The organism is Sphingobacteriaceae bacterium, assembly GCA_002319075.1.
Lineage (GTDB): Bacteria > Bacteroidota > Bacteroidia > B-17B0 > Aurantibacillaceae > Aurantibacillus.
Window position 1 is genome coordinate 3387838 of sequence record NVQB01000001.1, and the last position, 20815, is coordinate 3408652.

General features: G+C 37.6%; 28 protein-coding genes. 7 read left to right on the top strand and 21 right to left on the bottom strand.

Features of this window, described 5'->3' with window-relative positions; genetic code table 11:
* Window positions 1-77 precede the first annotated feature (77 nt).
* The 4 genes from CNR22_14635 to CNR22_14650 all read left to right on the top strand — a co-directional run bounded on the left by CNR22_14635 (window position 78) and on the right by CNR22_14650 (window position 3217).
* Window positions 78-1286, top strand: coding sequence for a hypothetical protein (locus tag CNR22_14635; protein PBQ32958.1), 1209 nt, complete (start codon window positions 78-80; stop codon window positions 1284-1286).
* 15 nt (window positions 1287-1301) lie between these two features.
* On the top strand, window positions 1302-1985 hold the full coding sequence (locus CNR22_14640; protein PBQ32959.1) for a hypothetical protein: 684 nt from the start codon (window positions 1302-1304) through the stop codon (window positions 1983-1985).
* Between the two features lie 53 nt (window positions 1986-2038).
* Window positions 2039-2431: a DoxX family protein gene (locus CNR22_14645; GenBank protein PBQ32960.1), complete on the top strand. Its 393-nt coding sequence runs from the start codon at window positions 2039-2041 to the stop codon at window positions 2429-2431.
* Window positions 2432-2497: 66 nt separating this feature from the next.
* The gene (locus CNR22_14650) at window positions 2498-3217 is read left to right on the top strand and encodes a hypothetical protein (GenBank protein PBQ34916.1); all 720 of its coding nucleotides are present in this window, start codon (window positions 2498-2500) and stop codon (window positions 3215-3217) included.
* Window positions 3218-3220: 3 nt separating this feature from the next.
* Here the strand turns inward: CNR22_14650 and CNR22_14655 are convergent, their stop codons facing one another.
* The gene (locus tag CNR22_14655; protein ID PBQ32961.1) at window positions 3221-3991 is read right to left on the bottom strand and encodes a hypothetical protein; all 771 of its coding nucleotides are present in this window, start codon (window positions 3989-3991) and stop codon (window positions 3221-3223) included.
* 309 nt (window positions 3992-4300) lie between these two features.
* On the opposite strand from CNR22_14655, the gene CNR22_14660 reads away from it, so the two are divergent.
* Window positions 4301-5536, top strand: a complete 1236-nt coding sequence (locus CNR22_14660; protein PBQ32962.1) for a glycosyltransferase — start codon at window positions 4301-4303, stop codon at window positions 5534-5536.
* Between the two features lie 14 nt (window positions 5537-5550).
* On the opposite strand, the gene CNR22_14665 is transcribed toward CNR22_14660, so the two are convergent.
* The 6 genes from CNR22_14665 to CNR22_14690 form a co-directional block, all read right to left on the bottom strand.
* Window positions 5551-5898 carry a hypothetical protein gene (locus tag CNR22_14665; protein ID PBQ32963.1) on the bottom strand — a complete coding sequence of 116 codons (348 nt, stop codon included), beginning with the start codon at window positions 5896-5898 and terminating at the stop codon, window positions 5551-5553.
* 70 nt (window positions 5899-5968) lie between these two features.
* Window positions 5969-6382, bottom strand: coding sequence for a hypothetical protein (locus tag CNR22_14670; protein PBQ32964.1), 414 nt, complete (start codon window positions 6380-6382; stop codon window positions 5969-5971).
* Window positions 6366-6806, bottom strand: coding sequence for a glyoxalase (locus CNR22_14675; protein PBQ32965.1), 441 nt, complete (start codon window positions 6804-6806; stop codon window positions 6366-6368). Before CNR22_14675 ends, CNR22_14670 begins: the two co-directional genes overlap by 17 nt.
* Before the next feature lie 70 nt (window positions 6807-6876).
* Window positions 6877-7698, bottom strand: coding sequence for a metallophosphoesterase (locus CNR22_14680; GenBank protein PBQ32966.1), 822 nt, complete (start codon window positions 7696-7698; stop codon window positions 6877-6879).
* Between the two features lie 29 nt (window positions 7699-7727).
* Complete coding sequence (locus CNR22_14685) at window positions 7728-8330, bottom strand: hypothetical protein (GenBank protein PBQ32967.1); 603 nt, start codon at window positions 8328-8330, stop codon at window positions 7728-7730.
* A 9-nt stretch (window positions 8331-8339) separates the two neighbouring features.
* Window positions 8340-8678 carry a transcriptional regulator gene (locus tag CNR22_14690; protein ID PBQ32968.1) on the bottom strand — a complete coding sequence of 113 codons (339 nt, stop codon included), beginning with the start codon at window positions 8676-8678 and terminating at the stop codon, window positions 8340-8342.
* Window positions 8679-8776: 98 nt separating this feature from the next.
* On the opposite strand from CNR22_14690, the gene CNR22_14695 reads away from it, so the two are divergent.
* Window positions 8777-9178 (top strand): hypothetical protein, encoded by a 402-nt coding sequence (locus CNR22_14695; protein PBQ32969.1) that lies wholly within the window; start codon window positions 8777-8779, stop codon window positions 9176-9178.
* Here the strand turns inward: CNR22_14695 and CNR22_14700 are convergent.
* From CNR22_14700 to CNR22_14730, 7 genes are all read right to left on the bottom strand, one after another.
* The gene (locus CNR22_14700; protein PBQ32970.1) at window positions 9153-9617 is read right to left on the bottom strand and encodes a hypothetical protein; all 465 of its coding nucleotides are present in this window, start codon (window positions 9615-9617) and stop codon (window positions 9153-9155) included. The genes CNR22_14695 and CNR22_14700 overlap by 26 nt on opposite strands.
* 66 nt (window positions 9618-9683) lie before the next feature.
* Window positions 9684-10547, bottom strand: a complete 864-nt coding sequence (locus tag CNR22_14705; protein ID PBQ32971.1) for an NAD(P)-dependent oxidoreductase — start codon at window positions 10545-10547, stop codon at window positions 9684-9686.
* Between the two features lie 88 nt (window positions 10548-10635).
* Window positions 10636-11517 carry a hypothetical protein gene (locus CNR22_14710; protein PBQ32972.1) on the bottom strand — a complete coding sequence of 294 codons (882 nt, stop codon included), beginning with the start codon at window positions 11515-11517 and terminating at the stop codon, window positions 10636-10638.
* Complete coding sequence (locus CNR22_14715; protein ID PBQ32973.1) at window positions 11514-11897, bottom strand: phage envelope protein; 384 nt, start codon at window positions 11895-11897, stop codon at window positions 11514-11516. Before CNR22_14715 ends, CNR22_14710 begins: the two co-directional genes overlap by 4 nt.
* Window positions 11898-12092: 195 nt before the next feature.
* Window positions 12093-12713 (bottom strand): dihydrofolate reductase, encoded by a 621-nt coding sequence (locus tag CNR22_14720; protein ID PBQ32974.1) that lies wholly within the window; start codon window positions 12711-12713, stop codon window positions 12093-12095.
* Window positions 12714-12827: 114 nt separating this feature from the next.
* A complete protein-coding gene (locus tag CNR22_14725; protein PBQ32975.1) occupies window positions 12828-13808 on the bottom strand; it encodes a hypothetical protein in 981 nt (326 codons plus the stop codon).
* Between the two features lie 74 nt (window positions 13809-13882).
* Window positions 13883-14875, bottom strand: coding sequence for a dithiol-disulfide isomerase (locus CNR22_14730; protein ID PBQ32976.1), 993 nt, complete (start codon window positions 14873-14875; stop codon window positions 13883-13885).
* Between the two features lie 83 nt (window positions 14876-14958).
* Between CNR22_14730 and CNR22_14735 the strand changes: the two genes are divergently transcribed.
* Window positions 14959-15270, top strand: a complete 312-nt coding sequence (locus tag CNR22_14735) for a transcriptional regulator (protein ID PBQ32977.1) — start codon at window positions 14959-14961, stop codon at window positions 15268-15270.
* A gap of 183 nt (window positions 15271-15453) precedes the next feature.
* Here the strand turns inward: CNR22_14735 and CNR22_14740 are convergent, their stop codons facing one another.
* The 7 genes from CNR22_14740 to CNR22_14770 all read right to left on the bottom strand — a co-directional run bounded on the left by CNR22_14740 (window position 15454) and on the right by CNR22_14770 (window position 20587).
* Window positions 15454-16362 (bottom strand): hypothetical protein, encoded by a 909-nt coding sequence (locus CNR22_14740; protein ID PBQ32978.1) that lies wholly within the window; start codon window positions 16360-16362, stop codon window positions 15454-15456.
* A gap of 204 nt (window positions 16363-16566) precedes the next feature.
* Complete coding sequence (locus CNR22_14745) at window positions 16567-17148, bottom strand: hypothetical protein (protein ID PBQ32979.1); 582 nt, start codon at window positions 17146-17148, stop codon at window positions 16567-16569.
* The gene (locus tag CNR22_14750) at window positions 17141-18103 is read right to left on the bottom strand and encodes an alpha/beta hydrolase (GenBank protein ID PBQ32980.1); all 963 of its coding nucleotides are present in this window, start codon (window positions 18101-18103) and stop codon (window positions 17141-17143) included. The genes CNR22_14745 and CNR22_14750 overlap by 8 nt, the downstream gene beginning before the upstream one ends.
* 78 nt (window positions 18104-18181) lie before the next feature.
* Window positions 18182-18871 (bottom strand): DNA-binding transcriptional regulator, encoded by a 690-nt coding sequence (locus CNR22_14755; GenBank protein ID PBQ32981.1) that lies wholly within the window; start codon window positions 18869-18871, stop codon window positions 18182-18184.
* A gap of 322 nt (window positions 18872-19193) precedes the next feature.
* On the bottom strand, window positions 19194-19616 hold the full coding sequence (locus tag CNR22_14760) for a hypothetical protein (GenBank protein ID PBQ32982.1): 423 nt from the start codon (window positions 19614-19616) through the stop codon (window positions 19194-19196).
* A 196-nt stretch (window positions 19617-19812) separates the two neighbouring features.
* Complete coding sequence (locus CNR22_14765; GenBank protein ID PBQ32983.1) at window positions 19813-20109, bottom strand: hypothetical protein; 297 nt, start codon at window positions 20107-20109, stop codon at window positions 19813-19815.
* Window positions 20096-20587 (bottom strand): hypothetical protein, encoded by a 492-nt coding sequence (locus CNR22_14770; protein PBQ32984.1) that lies wholly within the window; start codon window positions 20585-20587, stop codon window positions 20096-20098. Before CNR22_14770 ends, CNR22_14765 begins: the two co-directional genes overlap by 14 nt.
* Window positions 20588-20815: the final 228 nt, after the last annotated feature.

A 20815-nucleotide genomic window follows, 5' to 3' on the forward strand; every position in this document is an offset into this window, starting at 1 on the left:
AAATCCATCCTTTGATACTATTTTTTAAGTATATTCGTTATTAGCAAAAGTACCCATTTACCCTTAAAACTTTTCACATGAAATCCCTAAACTTTGCAATCGGCGTAACGGCATTAACCTTAATTTTTTCAGTGAGTTTTATTTCCTGTAAAAAAGAACAAACTGTTAAAGAAGGCGCGCTGGAACAAGAGCCCAATCTACCGGTTATTCCGTATGATTATGCGAGCAAGCATGTTGTAGAAAATAACATTGCAACTTTGGGACGCGTACTATTTTACGATAAAAACCTATCCGTTAACAATCAGGTTTCTTGCGGAAGTTGTCATAAACAGGAATTTGCCTTCGCCGATAATGTTCAGTTCAATAAGGGATTTAACGGCATTAACCTGAAACGTAATTCGCCCTCTATTCAGGGTATTCGTGGATTTGCGCCCGTGGCTGGATTTTTCCAGCAAAACTTCAATCAGCAGCAATTTTCGGGCGATATTACAGTGCCAAGCAAGTACAATCAAACGCCGGTGATACTTTTTTGGGATGGTAGACAAAATAGTGTTTCGGATATGGTTTTAAATCCTGTTTTGAATCATAATGAAATGAATGTCTCGGATTTCGAAGCTTTAATTGCGAAGTTAAATACACTCTCTTATTATCCTAACTTATTTATTCAAGCATTCGGTGATGCCAAAATCACAACTGAAAGAATTGCTTATGCACTGGAGGCTTTCCTGGCCTGCTTAAACTCTGAGGACCCTTCTAAAACTAACAACGGAAATACATTTCTTCATGAGCATGGTATTTCTACGCTCGCACCAGATCCAAATTTAACTCCCCTTGAAGAACAAGGTCGCCAGCTTTTTCATACAAAGTATAATTGCGCAACTTGTCACGACCCTTCCAACTCGGGTAGTTACGGCGCAGTTACCAGTCCTTCGCAAATGTTTAATATCGGGTTAGATGAAGAATATTCAGATAATGGTTTGGGAGCTCTTACTAAAAAAGAAGGAGACAAAGGTTTATTTAAGGTTCCAACTTTAAAAAATATTTCCCTTACTGCGCCTTACATGCATGATGGACGGTTTAAAAATCTCGGGGAGGTTATTGATCATTATAGTCATAATATTAAGCCGAATCGCAATCTGAGTGGTTTGTTTGTAAATAGTGCCGGCGCTCCGAAAAAATTAAATATTTTGCCGACTGAAAAATCTGCATTGATTGCTTTCCTTAATAGTCTTAAAGACGAAGACTTTTTGACTAACCCAATGTATTCTGATCCATTTAAAAAATAAATAAAAACAAATTTTATGAAAGGCTATTTTGTGCTCGTTTTTACGACTGTGACTTTGTATTGCAGTGCTCAAAAAATCATTATTCCAGATAGCGTGATTCCTAAAGGAAAAACGCACTATAAATATTTTGGTATCCAGGCTAATTTGTTGTTGCAACAATTTATTAGTTTTAACAGCAACGCTTCGATTAACAGCAATCCTTATATTTTTTGTTATTCTAAAAGTAATATTAAAAGCGGAAATGGTTTTGCTTTTGGTACGGGATTTAATGTTTCTGATAATTCGAGTAACGACGGGGTATCGGCTATACAAGTTCAGAATTTAAATGTCTCGTTCCGTGTTGGTTTTGATAAAAAATACCTGCAACAGGAAAGATTTATTCCTTTCTGGGGCGTAGAATTTGGTGCAGGAGTAATTTATAATAAAACGTCTTCTTCTCTGAATCAGTCCTTTAATACAAATAGAATTGTTGCAGAAACCACAAAAGTATTTGCAGGTCCTTCTTGCAGGGGCGGACTTATGGTTGCGTTTACCAAACATATACTGTTGGGCACCGAATTTTATTTAAATGCGCACGTGGCGGTAACGGAAGAAACTACTTCTGCAAACGGCGGATTATTCTCTTCCTCTCAAAACTTTATTCCTATTAATATGGGTTTCCAGGCACCTACCGCTTTGTTTCTTATTTTCAGGTATTAAGAAGTTCAACCAAGTGGCTTAGATTATAAGTAAATGAGTACCTTGTTATAACTATGTCAAAGAAATTGAAAGTTCTTATACTTTACATTACGGCCTTCATTTATGCGGTAATGGGACTATTACACGTTTTTCTGCCCGAAAAGTTTCTTTTTATTATGCCAGACTGGATGCCTTATCAGCTGCCTCTGATTTATATTAGTGGCGTGGCAGAAATTTTACTCGCTTTATTTTTAATTCCCCGGCAAACACGAAGAGTTTCTGCCTGGCTCATTATTGCTATGTTAGTGGTGTATCTTTTTCTTATTCATGTGCCTCAGGCTATAGATTTTTACAAGACGGATAATCAAAACCTGATCTGGGCTATTTTACGTATCCCGCTTCAATTTGTTTTTATTTATCTTTTGTGGCCTCGCAAACGCCCGTCAGGAATCAAAGCAGCTGATTAGTTAATTTCTCTTTAATTTTTTTTATGCAGGCAATTTTTTTTCATCTTTGCAGACTTGAAAAAATGCCTGCTCATATTTCTTTCTACTTTATTTTCCTTTGCTGGTTTTGCGCAGTTTTCAGACTCCATTCATTACCATGTAAATTATACTTCAACAGGAAACTACAACCGCACAAATACTAACCGCTCGTATTTATTGAATAATACAATTAATTTGAATTACCGTAAAAAGCCATTGCAGGTTAACTTCAGTAATAAATGGCTGTATGGCAAACAACAAAACAGCCTGGTGAATAATGATTTTTCGAGTTTGCTCGATGTCAATCTTTATAAGACCTTCCCGCATTTTTACTATTGGGGTTTGTGTAACTATAATAAAAGTTATTCGTTGCGGATCAATAACCAGTTGCAGGCCGGACTTGGAGTAGCGTACAACCTTGTGGATAAAGTGAATTTTAAAATAAATATCAGCGAAGGAGTTCTTTACGATTACAGCGATGTTATTCTTTCAGATACTACTAATGATATTTATGAAACGCCAAGAAATTCTGCGCGTCTGCAAATAAAATATTATTATGGCTCGCTTTTTACCTTCGCGGGCTCGGGTTACATCCAAAATTCGCTGGAGTATGGCAATGATATTATTTATAAGGGCGACCTGGATATGGCTATTCGCCTGAGAAAATGGCTGAGTCTCACCGCAAAACTTACTTACAATAAGATTGAACGTACAAAGCGCGAAAATTTATTTATGACCTACGGTTTCACTGTAGACAAATTTTTCTAAGAATTATTTAAAATACTTATTCAGAATGGCAGCTAGTCTTAATCCTGCCTTTATTAATTGCGCGTCTACTAAGGGAGCGTTTGAATCTAAATATTTCTGATCAATTTTATTGCCATTGGTGGCATACACAGCAGGTAGCAGAATTCTTGATTCATTCATCCAGGCCACCACATCCGTTTTTTCCATTTCCGCTCTGCGCTTGTCGGTGAGTTTCATTCCTATCAGAACTTTAGCGCAGTGCCATATATCAATCTCTTTGTTTTTTATTATTTCCGAATCCCATACCCGGTGTAAGTTGGTTTCTTTTTGAACAAGATAAAGCGATACCTCATTTCCACCGCGATCGTCCTCGTACCCGCAATGCAGGGGTTGATGAATGTCGCCTACAAGATGAAAAAGTATTTTCAGTGTTTCGTTAATCACCTCGGCCGATTGGTATGTTTTTAATGAGAGCATTCTTAAACAGTATTCTATTTTAGTAACCACATTGATCTGATCTTTGTTGTAGACATAAGTTTTATCCTTCGGCACATTTACGTAATGCCAGGTTTTCATGTAGTCGTACTTAGGTTCTCTTTGAATGTCATCCATCCAGGTAGAAGCTTCTTCCCAACTCAGTCCGTTTAAGTAAAAATCGATGTTGGAAATCGTTTCACGGTCGAGTTGACTCCTTGCAATAAGCACTATCATTCTATGTCCCTGAGCGCCCCAGGCGAAGATTTTAGAATAACAAAGACCAGAGAAAAATAGGAGGAAGAAAATTTTCCGTTTCATGGCACTAAAAATAGGAAGAAATTTGAATTGTTGATTAAAGTCAATAAAGAGGTATTCAACATGCGATGTTTGAAACCATCATAATGGATCGAAGATAGCGATGCAGCCCGGCTGTATAAAAGTTTTACGCAGATTACCCAGGTTTCACTGATCTGCGTGTAATTATAGATTAACACAGATTGTATTTGCCTTTGGCAAATAGTAATACCTTAACAAATTTCTGAGTAATGCGCTTCATCATCGTCACTACTCCAATGCTCAATCAAATAGCCATGAGGTTTGTGCTTTTAATTTGATTATTTTTGCGCCATGTCACTAGTTTTAGTCATCGGTAAAGTATGGCCCGAGCCGGCTTCGTCTGCAGCGGGAAGCCGGATGATGGAAATTATACGCGTTTTTCTATCCCATAAGTACGATGTTGTATTCGCGAGTGCGGCAAATGACAGTGCATTCATGGCGGATCTGGAAAGTATTGGGGTGAAAAAAAAATCAATCCAGTTAAACGACGTGAGTTTCGATTCTTTTGTAAAGGAATTAAATCCTGCGATTGTTTTGTTTGACCGGTTTACAAGTGAAGAACAATTTGGATGGCGGGTAGCGGAACAGTGTCCTCATGCTTTAAGAATTTTAGATACAGAAGATCTACATTGTTTAAGAGCGGCACGGCACAAAGCTTTTAAGGAGAAACGTGATTTCAATGAAGTAGATCTTGTAAGTGATATTGCAAAAAGAGAAATCGCCAGCATTTACCGTTGTGATCTTTCTTTGATTATTTCAAGCGTTGAAATGAAGATCCTCACAGACTATTTTAAAGTAGATGCTTCGCTCTTATATTATCTCCCTTTCCTTTTAGAAAAAATCATTGAAGAAAATGAGAAGCGATGGCCAGACTTTTCAGAACGCTCGGGCTTTATCAGCATTGGGAACTTTTTACATGAACCAAATTGGGACGCCGTACTTTATTTAAAACAGGAGATCTGGCCATTGATCCGGAAGAAATTGCCAAAGGCAGAACTCTTTATTTACGGCGCTTATCCTTCGCATAAAGTATTTGACCTTCACAATCCAAAAGAAGGTTTTTTAATAAAGGGTAGGGCAGAAGATGCCAAGGAAGTGATGTCTAAGGCGAGAGTCTGCATAGCCCCACTACGTTTTGGTGCGGGTATTAAGGGCAAACTTGCAGACGCTATGGTTTGCGGTACACCTAATGTAACCACAGATATTGGCGCAGAAGCTATGAAAGAATCTCTGGCATGGAGTGGTGAGATCAAAAACAGTGCAGCTGAAATTGCTGAAGCAGCAGTTGAATTATATGTTCAGGAAGATACATGGAAAGAGGCGCAACAGAGAGGAATAACACTTATCAATACACTTTTTGCAAAAGAAAATTTTGAGGAAGATTTTATTTCGGCTATTTCCAATCTTCAAAAAAACCTGGACGAGCACCGTTTGAAAAATTTCACGGGAGCTATGCTTATGCAGCATACAGCTTTAAGTTCGCGCTACATGGCGCTTTGGATCGAGGCGAAGAATAAGAGGGACTGAAACTTTTTTTAAATCTATAGCCTGTAATCGTCTTTACAGAATTGACCTCTGATCAACTCTTTATTGAATCGGGAAACAACAAAGTCGTAATCGCCATAAGGAAGGTCGTCAATTTTAACGCTGGTTTCAAGCTTACTTCCTGCATCAGGAAGGTACACGGTTTTTAAAAGTTTACCTGTTTTGTCAAGAACCTTAAAAGTAAAATCACAAATGCTAGCAGTTTTCTCTACATTGATAACAAGTGTCAGTGTGTGAGAGAGTGGACTGGTGAGGACTTTCACATCCATTGTTTGCAGATTTTGAGCGCTGATTTTAAAAGTCAGCAAGAGCATGCAAGTGAAAATGAAAATAAGTTTTTGCATTTTATTTCTTTTTACCAGATTCGTCTTAAAAGTAGTTAAAACGCGATAAACGTCCTAATTCTTTAACATTCTAATGAGTGGTAGGTGACTTCCAGTTAGTGAGCAACTCAGGCTCCCATCTTCCGCTTTGTTTGGCCTGGTCGATCATTCTTTGTCCTTGTTCTGTCATTAATCCAAGAGCAATCATCTTTGCAGCCCTTTCCCGGTTTGGCGCACTCCATTTACTTTTTTTGGGGTTACGGGGAGTGAAGGTCAGGTAAAAACTTTCAGGATCTCTTTTTTTAGCGAGGCTATCAATCCAACCGAAACATACAGCCTCTTCTGTTGCATCATTCAAATTGACGCATTTTGTTTCACTGTTTTTATGATAGAGAACTAACCAAACCGATTTTTCAGCGGTCGCATTTTTCTTTAGCCATTTTCGCCATTCCGATCGCGTTTTTGCAAAAACCGCTAATTTACCATCTTTAATTTCCGTTGTCATAAGTTGCTTTTTTTTGTTCAAGAATTTCGAGGTAATGTTTATTCGTCATAATGCCTAAAACATTTCCAAAGGGATCAACCACAGAAGCCGTCACAAAATTTCCCTTGCCGCCACTGTGGTCAGTGACAGTTTGATAGAGTGTTGCTCCTAAGGAAATGAGCCGGTTGAGTGTAGCTAGTAAATCATCTACATGCCAGTGCGCGATTGCCCCTGAAGGGAGTCCGGAATACCCCTTTGGCGCATAGCTCGCATCGATTATGCCAAGTTCTTGCTGGTAATCACCTAAACGAAATTCGGTGTAACCAGGAACATTAAAGTAGGGTTCTATTCCTAAAAATTCGCTGTACCATTTTTTGGCGGCAGCATGATCTGTTGCATAAAAATTTACCGTTGCAAGACCCCTTAATACTTGTTGTTTTTCCATACTGCTTCTGTTTATGGATCAAAATTAACGAAGGTTAGTGACAAAGGTATGTCAGGGGTGGAAACGACTTTTAGGACAACAGATTAAATACGGCAATTTCAGCTCTTGCTAAAAAACGAACGGGTAAAATGCTTGTTCCAATTCCTTTTGAAACATACATGGTCTTCTTTTCATCTTTATACCAGCCTTTTAAATAGCCACCGCTTCCCTGTGGCAGAAAAGGGACAAAGCCAAACAAATTAATTTGTCCGCCATGTGTATGGCCTGAAAGAATAAGGTCTACGTTTTTTGTTTTTTCAGAAATAACATCTGTGTATTCCGGACAATGATTCAATACAATGTGATAGTCACTTTGTTTAAAGGCATCCAGTGCTCCTATGATATCCGGTTTGCCGCCCAGGTAATCGTCGACTCCTGTAATCGTAAGTGTTTTCCCGCGTATCTCATAGGGCAGATTTCTATTTATGAGTAAGTCACAATTGTTTTCTTTGTAGGTATATTCCAGTTCGTTAAGATCTACTTTCCCCCAATACTCCCAATTACCAAGGATTGCGACTTTCTTAATGTCATGGCTAAGAAGCTTTAAGAATTTGTTGAGGATGTATAAGCTTTTTCCATCGTCAATGGCGTCGCCGGTAATAAGAATGAGATCAGGTTTAAGAACATTTATTTTTTTAGCAAGTTTTTTCAGAGGATGGGTCAGTGATGTTAGATGTAAATCTGAAACCTGTATCAGTTTTATGTTTGAACTGTTTTTTGTAGCGTTGCCAAGAAAAAATTCATTTGTTTCAATGAAAAATTTTTCCAGCCAGATGGAGTCTAAAAATATTAAACCGAGGGCAGTTACAAAACCTGCTTTAATAAACTTTCTTCGTGTCCAGGTTTTTGCCATTCTTTTTAAAAATGCTAATTCTTTAAAGCTTAATTTGCCTTGATAAAAGAGCCATCTTCGACTTCAACTTCCTTTGGTGCTGTGATGTCAATACTGCTTGCTTTTTTTGGATAGATAAGACCTGGAATGCTTTGCGCTGCATAGTAATAATACACGCCTAAGCTATCTCCCAGAGGCTTGGTAAGAAATAAAGTGTCTTTACCCTGAACAAGAAATTGTACGAGCTTAAGTTTTTTAGTTTCGGTATTATAATGGCATTTGTAGATGAGATTAAAATCATTTGGGTTGATAATGCGAATCATAAAATTCGATTCATCTACAGGTACTTTTTGGATTTTTGTAAATCCCTGTTTACTAAAATCGAGGTCCGGATAATTTTTCACGGCTTCCTGTTTGTCTTTTAGAATTCCTGTTATTCCGGTAATATCGCGTGTATCATTTACCAACACACCGTTGCTGTCTGAGAATAGCATTAAAACTTCTGTTTTGTAAATTACGGTATCGCCGTGTTCGATGCCTGTACTGTATGCAGGAGCCAGGTCTCCGAAATAAACTTCATTTAAGGTTACTGGTTTTTTACAGGCAAAAAATGGAAGTGCCAGTAAAAGAAAGAATTTATGTTTGTAGTGCATCATATAAATTTAATTTCCGATAAGTTCTTTTCTGTGTTCAATTCCCCAGGCGTAGAGTTCTTTCATCACCTTTCCTAAGGAGTTACCGTGTTTGGTAATGGAATAAGTTACGCTCATTACTGATTCTATGCTGACTTCGCGTTGTATTAATTTATTTTGTTCAAGCGCGCGTAATTCTTTAGAAAGCATTTTATCTGAAATGCCATCCACTTCCTTCGAAATTTCTTTAAACCGTTTGCTTCCTGTAGATAAAGAAATCAGGATTAAAAAGCGCCATTTTCCATCAAGCGTTTCAATCGCATCTTTAATAGCGCGCATGTTTTTCGGACAACCTTCTTGGTTCAGCATGTTCTTTTTTTTTGAGAATAAATCATTCACTAACCTATAGGTAAGTGTTGACTAATGAAGATCGAAGTTAAGTAATTTTGAAGCATAAATAAAAAACGATGGCAACTAAACTAAAACGTATTACTTCTGCATTACTTATAGGACTTCCTACGCTCGTGCTTATTATGGGTGGTGTAGCAAAAATTCTTGGTAAAGAACCAGAAACAGTTATGCAATTTTTAACCAAGACAGGATTTGGTTCGTGTATAGAGATTCTGGGCCTAAGCGAACTACTCATCGCTGCACTTTTAATTTATCCTAAAACACTTAAAGTGGGCTTTTTATTTGCCATCTGTTATTTCAGTGGGGCATTTTCTCTGGAGCTTTCGGGGGGAATTTTTCCGGCATCTACACTGTTTATTGCTTTGTTGTGGATTGGAATGTTTGTAAAAGAGAAGGCGATGTTTCTCCCAAGACAAGAAGATGTGATAAATTCTACTTTCCGGAGTAGGGATATTTAAATTCTAGCCGGTCAAGTTTGTAAACTTTGCCTTTAGCGTCAAAATTAAAATCGATCTCGCAATTGTGCTGCGGCCGATAACCATCGCCGACAAAAAAAGTGACGAGCATAAATTGTGCATTTGCTTTAGTAACCCAGCCCATCATGTTGATATATACCAATGATTTTTTGTAGAGGAGTTTTTTATCGGCCTGTTCCTGGGTTAAAACAAAGATTTTGGTATTGGCAATTTCAGTTGGCAATTTTATATCAGGAAACTCCGGATTTTTTCCAAAAAACAGAGTGTCGTAACGAGATTTATCTTTAGTGTAAATTGCTTTTATGTATTCGGAAATGCCTTGTGAATAAACTTTTGTAAGCTCTTCTTTTTTTTGCACAGAATTTGACTGCGCGAAAGAATAGCAGGGAAGTAATATAAAAACCAGGAAGCGTAAAATCATTTCAAAAAAAAGTGTGAAAAGCAAGATTCACACTTTAAATGTAAGAAATTTTATATTCTTTACTTTCTACAATTTGTATATGCGGTTTAAACCTTCTTTTAAGGTTAGAGATTTTCTTCCCAACAGTTCTTCCAGGTCTGTAGTTATCTGATTTTCCTGCCCGTTAGCGATATCAATTAAAAATCCACTAATACGACGAATAACGAAGTCGGGTAAGTTTTTTTCTTTTAAGTTTTCTTCAAATTCTGATTTGGAAATAGAAGTGTAAGTAACTTTTTTTTGTGCTAATTCGCTAAGCGTTGTGGCAATATCATCAAAGGAATACAAATTACTTCCGGTAAGTTTATAAATTTTGTTTTCACTTGTTTCCTTCAAAAGCGCAACGGCCATGGCTTCTGCTAAATCTGTTCGAAGACAAAATGAAACCTGGCCGTTACCTGCCGGAACATTTATGCCTGTTTCAAAAACAGTTTCACCTAAAAAATTAGGAATAGAATCCATGTAAAGGATATTCTGAAAAAGAAGGTAAGTCATCTTACTTTCTTTGATGTAATCTTCTGTCAAGAAATGTCCCTGCATTAATTCATTTGCCAAGGTTGTGCGATCTCGTAAACATCTGCTCGTATAAGCTATTGTTTTTACACCGGTTTTTTTAGCGGAGTCAACTACATTTTTGTGTTGTTGTACTCTTTTTTCCTCGTCTGTTCCTGCTATCAGCAAAACAACAGAGATATCTTTCATTGCATTTTCGAGAGAGACTATATCGTCGTAATGACCAAGGCGAACTTCAATGCCTTTTTCTTTTAAATGCTTTGCTTTGTTTTCATCGCGCGCCAAGGCAACTATAGTGTTTGCAGTTGTATGGTTTAAAAGGCTTTGAATGACTGCTCCGCCTAATTGCCCGGTAGATCCTGTGATTAAAATTTTCATAGTAAATTAATTTTTTCAAAGGTCTGTTTTTGAATGCAGATTAAAGATGCCAGAAGAGCGGCACTATTTGTCTAAAAGTCGGAATCGGCTAAAGACCTTGTTTGTAAGCGAGGGGAGAATAACCACTACTTTTTTTAAAAAATTTACTAAAGGTGGCCTGATCTGGAAAATGCAGGAGATCTGAAATTGCAGCGACAGTATTTGCTGGATCTTGTAATAAAATTTTTGCCTGAAGCACAACCGCTTCTGTTAGCCACTGGCCTGCCGTTTTACCACTTACTGCCTTTACAGTTTCTGTGAGATGTTTTGGGCTTATAAATAATTTTTCTGCATAAAATTTTAAACCTCGTTGTTTAAAGGCATAAGTTATAACCAGTTTTTTAAAGTCGCGGGTAAGTAACTGCGCCCTCGATTGTTTGCTGCTTGCCGTAACTTCGTATTGGTTATAAATGGCCGCTATTTCGAACAATAAACCCGCTATAGTTGTCTTTAAAATTTCAGAACGGTAGGGGTTTGGCGTTTCATATTTCTGTTGTAACAGCAGCATGGAAGCATGAATATCCTCAGTTTCTTTGTTGGACAGTTTTAAAACATGTCTCGAAAAACTTTCTAAGAATGTAAATTGATCAAAGTTGATGAGGGTGGTGGACGTGATAAAATCTCTTGTGAAAAACAAACTCAGGGCCTTAAAATCTTTGGATACGCCCGGCCATTGTTTGATGATGTTCGGAGACATGAGCATTAAACAATTTTTCTTTACTTCGTAATCTTCAAGATTGACCTTGAGGTTAGCAGTTCCTTTTGTACAAATTCCAATTTTGTAGTAATTACTTTTGTAGGGAATGGAGAGATCTATTTCAGAGTGCTCAGATTTTTCACCCAGAAAAAAAACTTCCAGCTCACCATTCTTGTCATTAAGAATGGTGTTTATGCCATATGTAGGAATAGAAGAAGGCATTTCAGCAATCAATGCAAGTCTTCTACAAGAAGTTCATTGCCATCAAGGTCATAATAGGTCAGCGTCATTTTAGTTGTATCGAACGACCATTTTTCTATACCACTGCCGGCAAGACCATTTGACATGGCGAGATAACTCGTTTTTCCTTCGTTATGCAGGCTCAAATGTTTTAAAAACTCTTCGTGGTTCACTTCTTTTGAGATGGGCAATTTTTCGTGTAATGCAGGAGAAGCCACTTTATGATTTTGACCATGATATTCTGAATGGCCATCCGCAACAAAGGACTCTTCTTTCTCCACACCAATTTCTTTAAGTGCTTTTAAGTATGCAACTAAAGAATCTTTTTTGCCGAAGCGCTCGTGTATTTTCGTTATTTGATCTTGTGTGAACATGTATTAGACTTGTAATAGTTAAAATTAATGCAAAGATACGCTTATTAGCCAAAGAACTAATACTGGTAAATTGCAATGGCATCACATCCAATAAACATTATCAAAAATCTGTCGGTAGCTTTTTCAAAAAGTTTTGTAAACAATCCGCTTAGTGAGGTATACTCCTTTTTTGAATCAGGGAGAAAACTATTCTGTTTAAACTTTAATAGTACCTGTCTTCACTTTTCCCCTACGTTTGTAATTGGCCAGTATAACGCCCGTTGTGGTTACAGAACTATTTACTAAAGTGAAAGAAGCTGGAAGTAGCGTTGTATCAAATAATTTTTTTCCTTTTCCCAATACAAGTGGGTAAATTTTCAGGTGGAGTTCGTCCACAAGATCATGTTGTAATAACAAATGAATAAGCTTACTGCTGCCCCATACGTGAATGTCAGAAGTCTTTGGTGCGGATTTGCCCACTGCAGGCTTGCTGGATTTAAGTTTTTTAATATCGGCGATGTTTTTTAAAAACTCCGTATGTTTCCAATCAGATTTTTTCCTGGTTTTTGAAAAAACATATTTTGTTCCTTCGTTAATGCCTGGCCAAAAGTCTGCGTGTTCAGGCCAATAGTTCTCCCAAATTTCAAAGGTTTTCCTTCCTAAAAGATAGGTGGCAGGTTTTAATTCTTTTTTTACCGCTTCATTAAAAGCTTTGTCTGAGTATGGCTGAGTCCAGCCACCAAATTTAAAACCTTCAGACTTGTCTTCCTTAGATCCTCCTGGCGCTTGCATTACGCCATCGAGCGAGATCATGGACATTACGATTATTTTTCTCATGTTACTTTTGTTTAATGAACAAATCTCGTAACGAAATTAATAAAAAGTGCGGTAGTAATGCGACAATTCAGAAGGCTAAGTGCGAAACTTAGAGCAAGTGGATTGTGAATTGGTCTATAATTTTTTGGTCAGACTAAGTGCAAATCCAGGTTGATTGTTAGGGCTCCGGAAATTGTATATAGTCCAGGCTACAGATTTCTCACTCTTTTTCCTGTTTGTTACCAAATTACAAATACCCATAATGAATGTTGTTGTTCCAAAGCCAATATTTAGTAACGATAAATTTTTTTTGCTTTCATTGGTATTACTAAATGCTGTACTATATTGTTTTTCCTGTGGCATATTAGCAAGTCCTAAAACAATAGAGCTTGCGCCCGTGAATAAACTCAGTACCGGCACCGTTTTCTTTTTTGTTTTAGTACTTATCTGAATGGTATTCATCGTATTTAGAGAAAGGTTTACGCCACCAAGAAGTGCCGAAGAAATTCCGTATGAAGGCGAAATGTAATTGTAATTATAGGTGGGAGTGGGTCCGTAAGTAGGTTGAATCATGGCACATTCTTCTTTTGTCAAGCCATTGGCAGCTATCCATTCGTCGATGCTTTTATCATTCATTTCTAAAATTTTCTTGTATTGGTGCTTGCCATTTATTTTTTCAGCTTCTTTTCTACCTGCTGTATGTTCTACTAAATAACCAACACCGCAAATGTTACCGTTTTTGTCGATAAAACAAGGAACACGTTTGTCAGCATAATCGTAATTGCGCGGAAAAATTCCTGTAGTCCAGTAGGTATGCAACAATTCAAGAATATGTTCTCTTTTTTGCTGTAATGCTGGTGAGAGGTGCGACTTGTCTTTCTGTCGTAAAAAGCCTTCCACATATTCAAAATGGGTTTTGATACGCAGATCCTCATCTGTTGTGGCTGAAGGAGGATGACCAAATTTCTTCATGAAACTCACGTCGCCAAGTACAGGATTAATAAGCTGGTCGGAGTTTTTTGCAGACTTACTACAACTAAAAAATAAAAAGGCCGTAAGGAACGAAAAAAAGAAAATCAAATAATTCATGGTATTACGTTTTGTAAATAAACGCATTAACTATGGATTTAGTATAAATGCCAACCGGGATTAAAAGAGTCTTCTTTTTAGAGAATTGGATTAGTCTAAGTTTATTTCTTTTTTATTTTCCAAAGCGATCCATTTTTCGTAGTGAGTTTTTCCAATACTCCACTTTTTGTGAGCTCATCCAACTTTTTTTCGGCCTCTGGTCTGGGTGTTTCTGTGAGTTCAGCAAATTCTTTTGCAGTTAATGTACTATAGTTTAAGAACACAGATTTCCAGTTTTTGTCATAGTTATATTTTAAAGGGGATAGCGACAATTTTTTAATAGCATCCTCGTAAGACGCGTAGGGTTTAGATCCGTAAACAACTTCTGTTTTTCCAACTGTATCGCTAAAAAACATTGTTGGAAATCCTCGCACGCCTAGTTCTTTCGCTACTTTTAAATCTTCATTAAAAAGTTCTCTTGCTTTTCCTTCATAGTCCTTGTGTAATTTTGCGGGATCTAATCCTGCATGTTTTGCAGCGAGTTCTATATGTTCCCATTTGCAGATATTCTTTTTTTGCAGAAAAACCATCTCCCTGATTTCGCGAAGAAACAAGACAGCCTTTTGTTCATCCTGCATTTGTGCAGCTTTAAAAGCAATAGATGGAGGGTATGACGAGGGCAGTGGGTCTTCCAGCCAGATGTCGCCATCAATCGGCATATCGTAATAAGCACTTACTTCGTCCCAATGATGCGCTACATCAGAAGGTTTACTGATGCCGCCACTGTTGTAATTCCAATCGGGAAGCAAGCCGCCCATTCTATAGTCAATTTCAATCAAACTACCATATTCTAACTTTAGTTTTCTGAGCTGCGGCTCAATACCCCAACAAGAAGAACAAATTGGATCGGTATAGTAAATTACTTTTATTTGTTTTTTTGAAGCACTTGTAGATATAGTTTCAGTGCTTTCAGAGCGGGTTTCCGGAATTTCACAGAAGCCACTTTCAGGATTGCATAATAGAGGATTGGTCGTTTCCACTTTCTTTTTCGGTTGAGTCTGACAATTAGAATTGCCAAATGTTATTAATAGTAAAATTAGATAAGGCCACTTCATATTTCGGGATGTCTTGCACTATTTGTTTTATCTTTGTGTAAAGTTCTGAATAAATAAAGCGTCACGCAATAAGTCAGGTTTTAATGACTACTAAAAAAAATATAGAAAGCACAGAGGCTTGTCCGGCGCAAGCACTTTTGAAACAATTATCTGGAAAATGGAAGCCTGAAATTTTTCGCTATGCTGTGGATAGTCCATTGCGTTTTAGCAGTCTGCTCCGTCAAATAGAAGGTGCGAATAAACAAAGCTTGTCGGTTGCCTTAAAAGAGCTGGAAGAAATTGGTCTATTGCAAAAAGTGATTGTAAAAGAAAAACCTTTGCACATAGAATATTATCTTACTGAGCACGGCAAGTCTTTAATACCCATCTTCAGGCAATTGGAAAGTTTGGGATAAGGTTTATTGGAATAAATTTGCAAGCACTACTTTACGGTTGTTCTTATAGGTAATTAGAAGGTCCGGTAAAATCTTCAAACAATAAATTGGCTTCTCTGCCATTTGAGCAATAAACCTTACTAAATAGAGTTCAGTTGCTTTTGTAATCGACCTGCCGCATACAGGTTATTTCTGAACGTGCTTTCAAATTGGAAGAAACGTAAAGGTTCTCACTTTTTCTTCGTATTTACATTTCAAAGCCCTAACTAATTCAAACGGGTCTGCCACAAAACAGGTAACCGTTACATGAGTGCCATTGTTAAGAATAAACCAGGCGTACGAATAATTATGAACGGTCGAATACAAACTATGTTTGCCTGTTGTTACTTGACACCTAAAAATGTCGTCGCGATTAAATTTTATTTGTGTGGAACCTTTTGTGTAAGTCAACTCATTATGAATTCTATCAATTTTAACTTTGGCTGAATAATTTTTCAAAAGATAGGTAAGATGAATCAGAGTTGGTGCCAGGAAGACAAAAATGAAAACAACATTACCGATCATGGGCAGCTTGTTTTCATTTACATAAGATAGTCTCAAATAAAGGAGCCCTAAGACCAACCATAAAAAAGATCTGGGACTGATAAAGTGCCAATGATTTGGTTTAAAATTAAATTCAACAAACTCGGTTGATTGTTCTGTTTTTTCTTCAGCAATTTGAGTAGGGGTTGTTTCAATGTCCTCAAGTTTTAAATAGGATTCGAGAGTGCTGTCAAAAAAAAGTCCGATTATTTCTTCTGTCGAGAAGTTGTTTTTTTCAAAGTCATTTGAAACGTAGAAGTCAGAAAACTTACCAGATAAAAAATTCGAGTACCTGATGTTAAAGCCGTTTATGTTAATGGCTTCAATAACTAATTGCCTTTGATCGTCTGCCGAAAAAATAATTTTCGGAATTGTCGGAATATCTGCACTTCTTTTGAAGTCGTCAAGCTCTTTATCCCATGGAAATAATTGAAATTCTTCAACTGCCTTTTCTTTATCTGTGGAGCCTTTTTGTAGAAATTCGTCTGAGTAATGTTTAGTTAGTTGTATTTTCCAGGTATATGCCGGCATATATTTTATTTTCAGTGTACTTTTTTGTTTGAAGGAATTGTGCGTTGTATGGGTTATAACGTTTGGCAACTATTTGATTTTTTTTGCCAGCTCAATTTAAGTATTTGATCGTTAAGCTCAAAATAGCGCTGAGGTTATGCTGGCTCTCGCAGGCGCCTGGCAACTGCGGCACGTGCCCGCTTTCAAACCTATGTTCCTATTCTGTTATCGCAAGTGCTTTGGTTTAAGATTTTGCCCCGCACTTTTTACAACTTCGTCAATGCGTTTTTGTCTTGTCTCCTGTCGTTTAGCAAAGATAATCCAACCTAACAGGAGTTTTCTTGCCGATTTACTCAAACTTAGGAAATAGTCTTTGGAACCCTTGTGACTATTGAACGCTTTTTCTAAATCGTTGGGTAGTATGAGTTCTTCTATTTCGTCTAAAATTGTCCAGTATCCGTTTTGCTTTGCAATCTCAATACTTTCGTGGCCCGCTTTTGTCATTCGGCCGTTTTCAATGAGTTGCAGAGTTTTTTCTTTGTTGATTTTAGACCAGTTGCTTTTAGGTTTGCGTTTGCTAAAATACTGCATAAACGAAGAATCATCGATCGTTTTTTTTGTGCTGTCGATCCAACCGAAGCAAAGTGCTTCATCAACAGCCTCACTCCAACTTAATGAAGGAATTTTAGATTTACGTGTGTAATAGATAAGCCAAACAGATTGTTTGGACTGATGGTTTTTTTTCAACCATTGTCTCCAATCTGCCTGGCTTGTTGGACAAAAGGTTTCTACTTCTTTGTTAAACATTAGGTTGTTCTAACCATTTTATTATTGATTGGGTAGTTTCCTCTGGCTTTTCCTGTTGAATCCAATGACCACAATCCAAACGAACAATATCCAGATTAAGAGCAACATTTTTTAGGTTTTCAGACTCTGGAATCGCGTCACGTTTACCATAAATCATAAGAGTGGGTTGATGAATGATTGGGGTTATTCCTGCCATGAAGTGCCAGTTTCTATCCAGGTTTCTATACCAATTTATACTTCCTGTAAACCCCGATGATTTGAAAGCTGAAATAAATACAGACAGTTCATTGTCTTCCATTAAAGGTTCCCCAAGTGGTTTTTCTGCTTTTGCAAGATTTATCATTAACATTCCGGGCGCTGGTGGCGTGGGAGGTAAATTTTTGCGGAATATATTACGGAGGAACTGTGATGTGTTTTCATCCATTATAGCATCTGCTACTCCGAACTGTCTATTGAAGTGAACAAAGTAGAAGTCTTCTCCAAATAGTGCTTCCATCAATTCTATCCATGGTTTTTCGCCACGCTCTTGATAAGGCAAAGCCAGGTTTATTATTTTTTTTACCCGTTCAGGATGCAATAGTGCAAGACTCCAAACAATGTTTGCACCCCAGTCGTGACCAACAAAGGTGGCATCCTTGTAACCAAAATGGTCGAGCAGTGCAATAAGGTCACCAGTCAAATGTTCAATGTCATATTCCGTTATTTCGGTAGGGCGTGAAGAGTTGCCATAGCCACGTTGATTTGGAATAATAACATGGTAGCCAGCCGCTGCAAGAGCGTGTACCTGATAACGCCATGAAAATGCATGCTCTGGAAATCCATGACAGAGAAAAATAGGGTTCCCTGAATTTTGTTGACCAGCTTCGAATACTTCCAGAACTACACCGTTCACTGAAATCATAGTAGGTTTTGGAAACTCGAGTAGATTAAATCTTGTGTTAATTACGTTTGTCATTTTTTTTCTTTTAAAGATTATTAATGATGCAAACTTATATCTGACAAGTGACAGCCTTATGTCAGGGGTGAAAATAAATTAATGATGGGTATCAAAATATTCTTGCAGGGTCATTTTGTGGAGTTCAAATTTGTCAGGAAGTATTTCTAATTTTTTAATTCTGTCTAAACGAAAAAAACGAAATCCTCCTCTTAGCCTGCAATAAGCTACCAGCAACCAATTTTCGGTGCTTAGCAACGCAAAAGGTTCAATGTATCGGGTGGTGGTTTTATTTTGTTCGTTGGTATATTTAATTTTTGTAAGCCGAAAATTCGTCATTGAAAATTGTAAGTCAGATAAATGACTACTGTTTCGTTCGCGATTGTTATTTTGATCAAATCGCACCCTTTCTGAAATTAAGTTCGCTTTGTCTTGTATGTTGTATTTTAAGACCGCTTTTACTTTTTCGATGGCTTCGGTGTAATCTTTAATGAATGAAGAGTCTTTGTTTTGTAGCACCAATTGTTCTGCGGTAATTAACGCATTTGTTTGTGCTTCTGTGAACATTACAGGCGGAACTCTGTAACCCTCCATTAAGGAATAGCCTTTTCCTTCTTCTGTGATTATTGGAACACCTGCTTGTTCTAAAGCTCTTATGTCCCGGTAAATTGTTCTGATGCTTACTTGGAATTTTTCCGCAAGGATTGTTGCTGTGGAAAGGCGTTTTGTTTGCAATTGCGTTAAAATTGCCGTCAGTCGGGAAAGTCTTTTTGTGTCGTTGTCGTTCATTTTTCTGTCGGACTGCTGTTATTTTTAGTGTGTCGTGGCATTAGGGCTAACGGTTTGCAGGCAGTAGCAGCTACTGTTTTATATGCTGTCGATTGTTAAAACCTCCAATGCCACCGCGAAGTTAAAGTAAATTAAGCAAAAGTAAAACCAGAGCTTGTGCTGAGCTTGTCGAGGCGTCACGACGCAAAGCGCACCAATTAAAAGTGCTTTTGTATACGGCAAATGGCCAGCGGAAATTTGAGCAAAGCTTGTGTGATGGCAAGCTGCCTCTCGTCGGCGGTGGCGCCACGTTTGCTGTTAGGTCCAGTAGCTAAGTCACAAGTCAGTGCATACAGCCTACGTAAACTTTCGTTTGTTTGATGTAACTGTCGGGATAATGAACTTTAACTTTCTGTAAGGTTTGGATAAGGTCTTTGTCGTTAGGGTCTCCATTCGCGGCAACTACGATAAATAATCCCTTTGCAAAACCAGAATAGGCGTCTGAATATTCTATGCTTAAATATACTCCGTCGTCGTAACGTCCTCGAGCAATATAACATGGAAATTCAAATCCGGCTGCCTTACACGTGTCCGCCGGAAATGTTGCGCCACTGTTCTTGTTTGCCTGAAGTTGATTGTCTTGAAAATGAATATGTGTTTTTTCTGAAGCCTTTTTTGCAATTGCATAAGCGTCGGCAATTTTCTTTGTCGATCCGATTATTAGAAATGATTTATTCACGAATGATGCTTCTTGTTGTCCGTACATTGAAACGTTAAAAAAGAAGATTACCGCTATGAAAATAAAATATATTCTTGATGTCATGTGTCGATTGCTATTGTGCCTAAGGTATGGAAAGCTGGCGTTCGTGCCGGTTTACGGTTAAGCTAAAAGTACGAATGTCCAACCAGATACCAAAATAATAAGAAGCCCGGCATGACGCCCTTTTTTGTTAGTATCCGATCTAAATTATTTCAAACGATAGCCAAATAAGTGAAGTAAGTATTCCAACTAAAAAGATCAGGACAAACTGAACGGTCACAGTTTTATTAAACTCTGAGTACCGCATTGTCAGTCGCCAAGTCCACACTGTGAGGATATAGTAATAAACAATAGAAAATAGCATTATGAGTAATACAAGTCCGCCGAAATCGGTAGGTCCAGCATCGTTGTTAAATTTGTACCATTTCCAAAGTAGGAGTCCAATAACTGCTAAAAAATAGAAAATAAAAAGTCGGCCAATTATTTTAATATTTTTCATTGTCTGCCTGATTGTATGCTTTAATTAGTTTGTCACCGATGATTGTTATTGTTTTTTCCCAGGGATGTCCGAACCAGATATTTTCGAAGTCAATTGTTATGAAAATATAATAGTCACCATTTGGAACAAATGAAGGAACCACAGTACTTGACTTGTCTGTCGGTAGCATTGCGTCCACTGTAATATTTCGAGGATTTACATAAAAACATTTGTGTTGCCAGTCTAGCACAATGATTTCTTCATGAGGATTTGAAATGCTAACAAAAGAATTGATACCTTTTTTAATTAAAAAAAACCATTTTGTTTCATCATAGTTGTCGCCCCACAGGTCGGCAATGCTCAGTTTAATGTTAGGTTTGTCGGTTTTAATTGAAGGCCAGTTAGTGGGGTCGACGCTTGGATTAAAGGAAAAGTCATTATCAAATTTTTCCCAGATTTTATCGGAGTCATTTTGCGATATTGTTGTCCAGTTCGTCATAATGTTTTTGTTAACAGTTACCTTTTTTGTCTGAGGTGTTGTTCCGCTACTTACTGTTAAAGGGCTGCGAACTGGCGCCGGCGAAAATAAGATGCTTGCCGGTTTTTAAAAGCCTCCGATGTCTGAACGAATTTACAATAATGTGAGCAAAAGCAAAAACTATTTCTGGCTGCGAAGCGGGCCTTAATTTAAATTTGCTTTTGCATGTACAATCGTCCGCTGGCGCTT